Below are 9,603 nucleotides of genomic sequence, written 5' to 3' on the forward strand. Positions count from 1 at the left end.
GCAATGATAGTATACCAGCGTCAGCCTTATCTTTCACACCAGGCATTTTTTAGTTATTCCTATTAACTTTTCCTAACAAGGGTCGGAAACTCCGGCTTTTAATTTTCATTTAAACCTACAATATGGGCAGATCACAAAACAGTTTCATAAAAAAGCAAAAAGAGAAGAAGAAAGCACAGAAGAAAAAAGAGAAGCTTGAGAAGAAACTTGAGCGTCAGGAAAATAACAACAAAGGTGGCGATCTATCAGATATGATAGCTTATGTAGATGAGTTTGGTAACATACTAGACGAGCCACCACAAGAAGAAGAAAAGAAAGGCAGCGATAAAAATAAAGAGAAATAACAAAAGAATTCTCACTGAAATCCAGCTATTTAAGAGTAAAAATCAGGGTAAACCCTTAGGCGATGTCTAGGGGTTTTTGCTTATGGTAGTATCTGCAAATAGTACAAAATCTTTTAAGTGATAAGACTTTAGATTGATTTGATAGGACAATACACCAATAACCTATTAATAAACACTCTGAAAGAGGTAATTTCTTCGATAAATACAAAATCAGTATTAATGCTGATATAATTTAGGCGTCTATATAACACATTTGTATATCTCTCAAATACAATATGTTATGAACCCTTTTAACCTAAAACATCGTCCACAAGAAGAAACTATCAAAAGATCAGTTTTACTTGTACTTTTTATTATCATATTTTCAATGCATGTCGTAGGGCAGTCAACTTCCTGGACTGGAAGCTCTAATAACAGGTGGAGAAACGCCTCAAACTGGACTAATGGTGTGCCAGATGCGAATACTAATGTGATCATTGGTGACGCAAATTTTACAGGTTCATTTCAACCAAGACTAAGGCCGGGTAGAGGTATAGGCTCCTGTCTATCGCTTACCATAGGTAATGGTACTAAAGCGAGTACATTAGAGGTAGACGATAGATTAGATATTTCAGGAAACCTAACCATTGGTGCAAATGGTACTCTGGATCATAGCAGAGACCGTGAGATCGTTATTTTAGGCAACTGGAATAATTCTGGGACTTACACCAAATCGAATGCAAATTATGCCGTTTATTTTGTAGGAAACAACCAGGTGATTTCAGGGTCTTCAGTTACTGATTTTGGGGAGTTATACATTGGTTCAAGTTCATATACAACTCTTTCTCAAGACATATCAACCTCTGGTTTTATAAGCTTAAGTGGTACTTTAGATCCTGCTCAAACGGTACAAGTTTCTGGTACAGGTTACATTACAATAGGTGCCTATGGTCAGTTGGTAGTAAGAGCAGCAAACTTCACCGATAATTATGCGAATAGTGGCGGAACATTTAATAGTAGTTACTTAGCATTCATCACTTATCACTCAAATACTATTGCGCAAACCATAAGCCACACCATTGGTGATGACTATGAAATTTTAGCCATAAGTGGTAGCTCTACAAAATCGCCTTCTGGTAATTTATCGATAAATGGAGCGTTACTCGTTTACAATAATGCAACGCTTGATATCGAAAACTACACAGTAGATGGAAGCGCAGGGGATGTGTTAGCGGTTTATGCTGGGAGCACCTTAAAGATTGGAGGAACCAATGGTTTTCCCACCAACTACGGATCAAAAATATTAGCAACGACCAGTACAGTTGAATACTACGGTGGCAACCAAACAGTTTCTGCCGAAAGTTATGGTAACTTAATTTTTAGCACAGCGTCTGGCAGTGTAGTTAAGACGATGCCAGCTACAGCAATGACTGTGGCAGGAGATTTTACTTCTTATGCATCTTCTGGCAGTGTTTCTTTTACCGCGGCAAATAGTATCGATGTTGAAGGCGATATCAATCTGGATGCAAATTCTACTTTTGGAGGGTCAACTTTCGCGCATTCATTAAACGGAGATTGGATCAATAATGGTATTTACAACGGTTGTGGCGGTAGTTATACCTTCAATCGTGCCAATATGAGCATAAGTGGCTCTGGGACTAATAATTTTGGTGATCTAATTATCAGAGGTAATAGTACTACAATGGCAAATAACACCTCTGCTGCGGTTTGTGGAGATTTTAGTACGTCACAAAATGGCGGCTTTACGCATACGGCTGGCGGAACCGGTCTTTTTAGTATGACAGGTTCCTCTAAAAGCATAACAGGTAGTAATATAATCTTTGCAGACTTAGCCATTAATAACTCAGCTACTATTAGCACAGCATCAACTTTCATTGTAGCTGGTGACATGACTGCTGATGGTAGTTTTACTGCAACAGATGGTACAATCAGTTTTACAGGTAGCTCTAAATCCATTGATGGTTCAGGAGCCATACAGTTTAGCAGTTTGAGCATACCTGGCTCAGTCTCAACAAATGCCAATAACTCCATATCTTCTAATCTATCCGTTGCAGGCTCATTTACAGCAACTGCCGGGACAGTTACTTTTAATGGTCAATCAACTCTTTCAGGTACTGCCAATCTTTTTAATGTAAGCATAGCAGACTCTGACTCCCTTACCATGGGTGCATCTGCTCAGTTGGGTATTGCAGGTACTGAAGCTTTAGGTGTAGGCAGTATTTTTAACACAAGTGATAACAGCCCAAATACGGTAAACTACAATGGCTCAGGTGCTCAGAGTATTACATTTGATAATTTTAGCAACCTTACATTCTCCAACGGTTCTACTAAAACAGCTACTTCAAACCTTTCAGTAAATGAAGATCTCACAATTGGTGCTTCAACTACATTTGATGGTTCGACCCATACACACACGGTAAATGGTAATTGGATCAACCAGGGCTCATTTACTGCCTCTACTTCTACAGTTCAGTTTGCCGGGGCAGGTAATTCTCAAATTACAGGTGCAACCACTTTCAATACGCTGGAAGTAAATAAATCATCTTCTACTGAAGTGTTGCTCAATGACGATGTAAGCACTGATACTTTGAATATGACGGCCGGTCAAATGCTGACTCAGGCCAATGAAATAACGATCACAGCTACCAGAACAGGTGTAGGTACCATACTGGGTACTATCACCCGAACACATACTTTCAATACGGGTGTGAACTATGCTTTTGAAGGGCCCAATAATTTTGTGAATTTCTCAGGTATTACTTCTCCAGTCACCTCTATCACAATGGTAGTGTCTTCATCTGCAGTAAGTGGCTTTCCCTCAAATTCAAGTGTAAACAGGTCTTACGATATTACTGTAAATGGTTTGGCGGTTTATACTGCCACATTGAGGCTGCATTATACGCAAGCAGAACTAAATGGTAATACGGAAAATAACCTAACACTTTGGAATGATCAAGGTACGGGCACTTGGGCTGATCAATCAAAAACAACAAATGACGCTACTGACAATTGGGTAGAATTGGCTTCTGTAAATGATTTAAGCGAAGAGTGGACACTGGCCGAAGGACAAACAACATATAGTTGGGTGGGAACCGTAGATAGTAGTTGGGAGACTGCCAACAACTGGAGCCCGGCTACAGTGCCAGGGGCAGCAGACATAGTTTACATAGGAGATCAGGTTTTTGTGAACCAACCGACAATAAGTAGCAGTAGAGAAGTAAAAAGCATCACATTTTATGATACAACACCTTCTACCTTAACCTTGTCTACTGGAGGTGTACTTACTGTACAAGGTAATATTTCTGGTGAGTGGACTTCTGATGCCACGCATACCATAGATGTAGGTGCAGAAAGTCTTAATACATATGGAGATGTTGTGCTTGGAGAAGGTATAGCTAATAGAAACATCAACTTAAGTTTAAGCACAGGGTCTTTTACCTCTTACGGTTCAATTACACAAAATGGCTCATCTTTTACTATTTCTGGAAATGCTCAGGTGGTAGTAAAAGGCAACTATAACTTCCTTTCGGGATCATTTAGTCAGGGTGCGAGTACAATGACCTACGATGGTACCATCAATCAGACTATCGCCTGTTTAAATTATTACGATTTGAATGTGAATAAGACAAGTGGTGTTGCTGATATTCCTGAAAATGTAACAGTAAGTAATGACTTTACCTTATCATCAGGGCAAGTTGATGTCGATGCTAAGGTTACTGTTAGTAACAATATTGTTATTGAATCAACTGCGATCCTTAATATGATAAATCAGGATACAATAATGGTAGCCGGCAACTGGGTACAAAGCGGTGATTTTAATACAGGATTAGGAATGGTTTTACTTAATGGAACGAGTGACCAGCAAGTAGGACCTGCCAATTTTAATGATTTTAATGTTGATAAAGCTAGTGGTAGCCTAATTTTAACTGGCGACATAAGCATTGAAGGAGATATAAAAGTGTTAAACGGAACAGCTGAAATTGGAACGTATGACATTACCAGAACAAGTACTGGCGGTACGGCAAGTCTAGGAGCTAACTGTGTATTGAGGTTCAGTGGATCAGGTCTTCAAGTATCTAATTTTCAAACTTTAAGTATAGCACCTAGCAGTATAATAGAGTATTTGGGCAGTGTCAACCGTCCTATACCACCAATTACATACGGTAATCTAATTATTTCTAATACAGGGGGTTCTAAGTCTTTTCTTGTAGGGGCAACTACTGTTGTTGGAGATCTTACAGTTTCGAGTGGAGCAACTTTAGACGCCAGTAATCAAACACTGACTCTTGAAGGTGATTTTAACATGAACGGAAGTTTCGTAAACACTAACGGTGGGGTGGTGCTAAATGGAATTAATAAAGAGTTATCTGGTAATTTAAGTTTTGCAGACCTTACTGTAAATGGTAGCTACGATTGTACTTCAGGTAGCATTGAGATCAATGGGGATACAGAAGTTACCAGTAGTGGCGATTTGAATTTTGCAAATGTAAACGCTACCATTCATGGTGACTTGACCAACGCAGGAGTGTTGTTTTCAAGTGCATCAGCCACTTTTACAGGTACACAACAACAAACCATTACCTTGTTAAATGCTGTTTCTTCAACATCAACAGGCGTGGTCAATTTTAACGGTACCGTTTCACCTATTTTCAACTCAACATCTTCGCCTGTATTTGCCACAGTAAATATTAACAATACAGCTCCGATACAGGCATCACAGCCTTGGTATGTAGCAGTAGCTATGAATATTGCGAATGGTGCTTCCTGGGATGGAGGACCGCTCACACACACATTTGCCGGTAATTTTAATAACCAAGGCACGGTTTCGAGTAGCGGTAAAATGATATTTGCTCCAGCTTTTGCAGCAAATGTGGTGCTTGGTAGTAATTTCACAAGCACAGGTTTAGTACAATTTGATGGTAATATGCCAATCTCTCTCACAGACAATTCACCAGTTTTTTCTTCAGTCGAGATTTCAAACACTCATGCTTCAGGAATCAGTGCTGGCTCCAATTGGACGATAGGACAGGATTTAACCATAGACTCCAGTGCTACCTTCAACGCAGCAAGTTATGCGCATTCTGTGGCTGGCAGTTGGTCTAACAACGGAACATTTAATGGCATGACAAGTACTGTCACATTTACGAGTACCACCGGTACTGATAAAATATCAGGAAACGGAGAAAATAACTTTTATAACCTGACCTTTGATACAAATGCAGTGGTGTCTGTATCTAACAGTGTTGCAATAAATGGCGATTTAGTAAATAACGGTCAAACTGTTGATTTTAAAGAGAGTGTATCCTTTGCAGGTAACAGTGCTTCTGTTTTAAGTGGTACAGGGTCCCTTACTTTTGATGAAATGATAGTAAATAAAACAGGCTCTTTTGTGAGAATTGACAAAGGCGCTACAGTTTCATCATTTCTTGAGTTGACAAATGGCTACATTGATTTAAATGGTAATACGCTTTCATTATCTAATGCTTCTCCAACAGCTATAGAAAGAACAAGTGGATACATTTTAAGTGAAAATTCTAGCAACACCAGTGTTTTGGCCTGGAATGTATCATCTAATACATCAGCTTTTATCTTTCCTTTTGGAAATAGCACAGGGGATTATTTACCACTAACATTTGAGCTTGCTAGTGGTGATGCAGGTACCGTTTCTATAGCTACTTATGCAACTGGAAACAACAATTTGCCATTGCCTCCAACAGTTACAGATATAAATACTAACGGCTCAGAAAATAGTGCTAACGTGGTAGATAGATATTTTCAGATTGACTTGAGTGGTGAAAGCAACCCGTTGGTAAATGTAACTTTTACTGCTAGTGCAGCAGAGGTAGGTACCATTACAGACCTTGAGGCTCAAAGATGGAATGGTACTTCATGGGACGCACCATTAGCTGGACAATCAACTACAGCCACCAGTGTTACCGTACCTAATGTAAGTCAGTTTTCTCCCTGGACGATTTCAGGAAATGGTGCACCGCTACCGGTTACGCTGGTAAGTTTTACAGCCAGCGCTGTGAATAAGGGAGTGGAGCTTAACTGGGTGACAGCGACTGAGGTCAATAACGACTACTTTGAAATTCAGCATGCCGTAGATGAAATAAATTTTAAAACCATTGCAAAAGTCGATGGTGCCGGCAACTCTGAGAAAGCACTTAGTTATTCTTACCTCGATAAAATGCCAAATGAAGGGGCTAATTATTATAGATTAAAACAAGTGGATTTCGATAAAACCACGAGCTATAGCAAGCCTGTAAAAGTAGATTATAATAGTTTACCGAATGTGAGTATAGAAATTTACCCTAATCCTGTGGTAGATAAATTATACATCAATTCTATGCAGAACTTATCTGATGTTGAAATGACTCTTTACGCTAGTACTGGTGCCGAAATTGGGATTGATGCTATTAAGCAAACCATTTCTGATCAAAGAACTGAGCTAAACCTTGAACATTTAACTTCAGGTGTGTATTTGCTCGAATTAAATAAAGGTATTGATAAGCAAAGAGTGAGAATTGTAAAAAAATAACGCTATAAATAGACTGGGATGTAACAATTTAAGCCCGTATTGATTATACAGTTAGACAATAAGAACTAATCAAAATAATCAGTATGGGCTTAGTTGGTTCATTAGTAAAGAAAGGCGTTGAGCTTAATCAAAAGTTAAGTTTTAGCACAAAGCAGCCACAGGAAACTCAGGAGGATCAGCTACGAGAATTACTGGATAAGGCCAAAAACACTGCATTTGGTAAGTATTATGGTTTTTCCGAAATTCTCCATTCCACTGATGTCCTCAACGCTTTTAAAGCAGAAGTTCCAATCCACGATTATAAGTCGATGCACGAGCGATGGTGGAAGAAACAACAAGAACACCCTGATATCACATGGCCCGGCAAACCGGACTTTTTCGCCTTAAGCAGTGGCACTACCGGCAAGTCGAGTAAAAGAATACCGATTACTCAGGATTTTATACATAGCATGCGAGAGGTCGGCACTTCGCTCATTAGAAGTTTGCCCAACTTTGAGTTTCCTGAAGAGCTATTTGAGAGCGAAATACTCATGCTTAGTAGTACAGCCAACCTCAGTAAGCATGCTCAGGGTCATCTTGAGGGCGAAATTAGCGGCATTAATGTGAGCAATTTCCCTGGTTGGTATGACCTTTTTTACAGACCCGGAAAAATAATTGCAGCGATCGATAATTGGGATCAGCGGGTACAACGCATCGTGGAGGAGGCGCCTAACTGGAATATTGGAGCCATTGCAGGAATACCTTCCTGGGTGTTACTCATGCTGCAGGAAATCGTGAAAAAGCATAAGTTGGCTCATATTCATGAATTGTGGCCCAATTTCAGCGTCTATGCAAGTGGTGGAGTTGCTTTCGATACTTACGCAGAAGATTTTAAAGCTATTTGTGGTAAAGAGATTACCATAATGGATACCTATCTGGCGTCAGAAGGCTTTTTTGCATGTACGACAAGGCCAGATACAATGTCTATGGAGCTGGCCTTGTCTCATGGTTATTTCTATGAATTTATTCCTTTTGATGAAAGGGGAGTTGACGATCAGGGTGGTTTACTCGCTGACCCTGAATCTCATACGTTAGATGAGGTAGTGCCCGGGCAGGAATATGTGCTGGTAATAAGCTCATGCGCTGGGGCATGGCGGTATGTAATTGGTGACACTATTAAATTTACCTCTACAAACCCTCATGAGATAAAAATTACAGGCCGTACTAAATTCTTCTTAAATGTTGTCGGGTCGCAACTTTCAGAAGAAAAAATGGATGAAGCTATTTTACATATTTCAGAGCAAAACAATGTCACTATAAATGAGTACATGGTAGCCGCTGTGAAGAATGATTCAGGTGAATACATTCACCAATGGATAATTGTTTCTGATGTGGAAGTTGACCGTGAAAAAATATCAGCCACGCTCGATGAAACATTAAAAAAGGCAAATAAAAACTACAAGGTAGCCCGGTCAAAATCATTGAAAGGACTGCAGCTTGAAGTAGTATCTAAAGAGATTTACCACAGTTACTTAGAAAAATCAAATAAAAAAGGTGGGCAGGTTAAAACTCCAAAAGTGATGTCTGAATCTAAAATGAATCAGTTTTTAGACTTCCTTAGATCAAAGGTCTAATGCCGGTTGCATAAAGGTTTTGTCTACTGTGCACATTTCTACCTGTTCTATAGACAAGTAATATTTTCTGATTTTAGCCTTGTAATCTTCTTCCAACAGGTCATGTTCTAAAATAAAGCGCTTTGTTGCTAGAATCTCATTTTTAAAACCGTGGTCTATAGCAATGTAATCGGCCGCATGTTCTGCTTCCCTTCTAAATTTAGGCGAGATCAGGTATTTGAGGCCATATCTTATCATTTGCAGGTTAGAAAATGGCTCATAATCTACTAAATGACCTAACTCATGGGCAAACCACCCGGTAAGTACATCCTTAGGTAGGTCAGCAACTTTGAGCTCATTACTATCCCTCACATACTCAGCAAGGTTTATTTTATAGCGCTTAACACCTTTTAAAAGTCCTTTAAAATCGATGATGGGTTGTGCCTGCATAGTCGAAGATTTGATAGGCTTCTGTATGAGCACCACCTCATAATCATGCAGCGATTGGTAGGCATTCATCACCTTCAAAAAGCTCTTTTTGATTTTCTCGTTCTCTACGTTTTTAAACTTCGTAAGCATAAAATATCTGTGACCTCTCAATTTTGATGTCACTTAAGGAACAATGCTTAGATGTTAAGGTTCAGTTGAGTTAGATAGAATGTCTCAACATGGTAAAATATGCCATCCGATAAATTACTGAGTTTTCAATCTGTAGAATAACTGAAGTCGCAAAGTTGGTGAGTGCTCATGTATATACCTGAAAGCTACACCATCTTCAGGCATAGTTCTTTCGTATATCGGAAATAAATATCCAAAATCTAGACTTAAGCCAGTTTTTGAGGAAAAGTTAAAGTCTCGACCAACCGCTATAACTGCTACTATATGCTCTCTGTCAGCCAGATCTGAATCAGATTTTTCATTGTATACATAGCTTAATCGACTTGCGAGATACCATGTGCTACTGTAATCATGCTTTTTAGATTTTCCAAAAAAGCGCTCATATTCTAGATTTAGAGAGTACATTTTTCGGCCAACGAAACCATTACCTAAAGTAATCCCAATACCGTGTTTTTGAGCGAAATTAGCTTGGGCACCCACATGAATTAATTCTGGAAATCCCATGCCT

General features: G+C 39.2%; 5 protein-coding genes. 3 read left to right on the top strand and 2 right to left on the bottom strand.

Going from position 1 to position 9,603, the window contains the following annotated elements; all coding sequences use genetic code 11:
• The first annotated feature begins 122 nt into the window (after positions 1–122).
• The 3 genes from E1176_RS11635 (at position 123) to E1176_RS11645 (ending at position 8,498) form a co-directional block, all read left to right on the top strand.
• Positions 123–344 (top strand): cold-shock protein, encoded by a 222-nt coding sequence (locus tag E1176_RS11635; RefSeq protein ID WP_155210785.1) that lies wholly within the window; start codon positions 123–125, stop codon positions 342–344.
• Positions 345–624: 280 nt separating this feature from the next.
• Positions 625–6,885, top strand: a complete 6,261-nt coding sequence (locus tag E1176_RS11640; RefSeq protein WP_155210786.1) for a T9SS type A sorting domain-containing protein — start codon at positions 625–627, stop codon at positions 6,883–6,885.
• Between the two features lie 83 nt (positions 6,886–6,968).
• Positions 6,969–8,498: a GH3 family acyl-acid amido synthetase gene (locus E1176_RS11645; RefSeq protein ID WP_155210787.1), complete on the top strand. Its 1,530-nt coding sequence runs from the start codon at positions 6,969–6,971 to the stop codon at positions 8,496–8,498.
• Here E1176_RS11645 and E1176_RS11650 read toward each other — a convergent pair.
• Together E1176_RS11650 and E1176_RS20690 are read right to left on the bottom strand one after the other, a co-directional pair.
• Complete coding sequence (locus E1176_RS11650; protein WP_246206008.1) at positions 8,487–9,077, bottom strand: hypothetical protein; 591 nt, start codon at positions 9,075–9,077, stop codon at positions 8,487–8,489. The two genes, E1176_RS11645 and E1176_RS11650, sit on opposite strands and share 12 nt — an antisense overlap.
• Before the next feature lie 93 nt (positions 9,078–9,170).
• Positions 9,171–9,603 (bottom strand): hypothetical protein (locus tag E1176_RS20690; RefSeq protein ID WP_185152765.1); only part of this gene is annotated, 433 nt, incomplete at its 5' end.

This window comes from Fulvivirga aurantia (assembly GCF_009711475.1).
GTDB classification, from domain to species: domain Bacteria; phylum Bacteroidota; class Bacteroidia; order Cytophagales; family Cyclobacteriaceae; genus Fulvivirga; species Fulvivirga aurantia.

What these genes read in the sequence shown, in the direction of transcription:
- E1176_RS11635 (WP_155210785.1), top strand. Translation starts at nt 123, where the DNA reads ATGGGCAGATCACAAAACAGTTTCATAAAAAAGCAAAAAGAGAAGAAG.
- E1176_RS11640 (WP_155210786.1), top strand. Translation starts at nt 625, where the DNA reads ATGAACCCTTTTAACCTAAAACATCGTCCACAAGAAGAAACTATCAAA.
- E1176_RS11645 (WP_155210787.1), top strand. Translation starts at nt 6,969, where the DNA reads ATGGGCTTAGTTGGTTCATTAGTAAAGAAAGGCGTTGAGCTTAATCAA.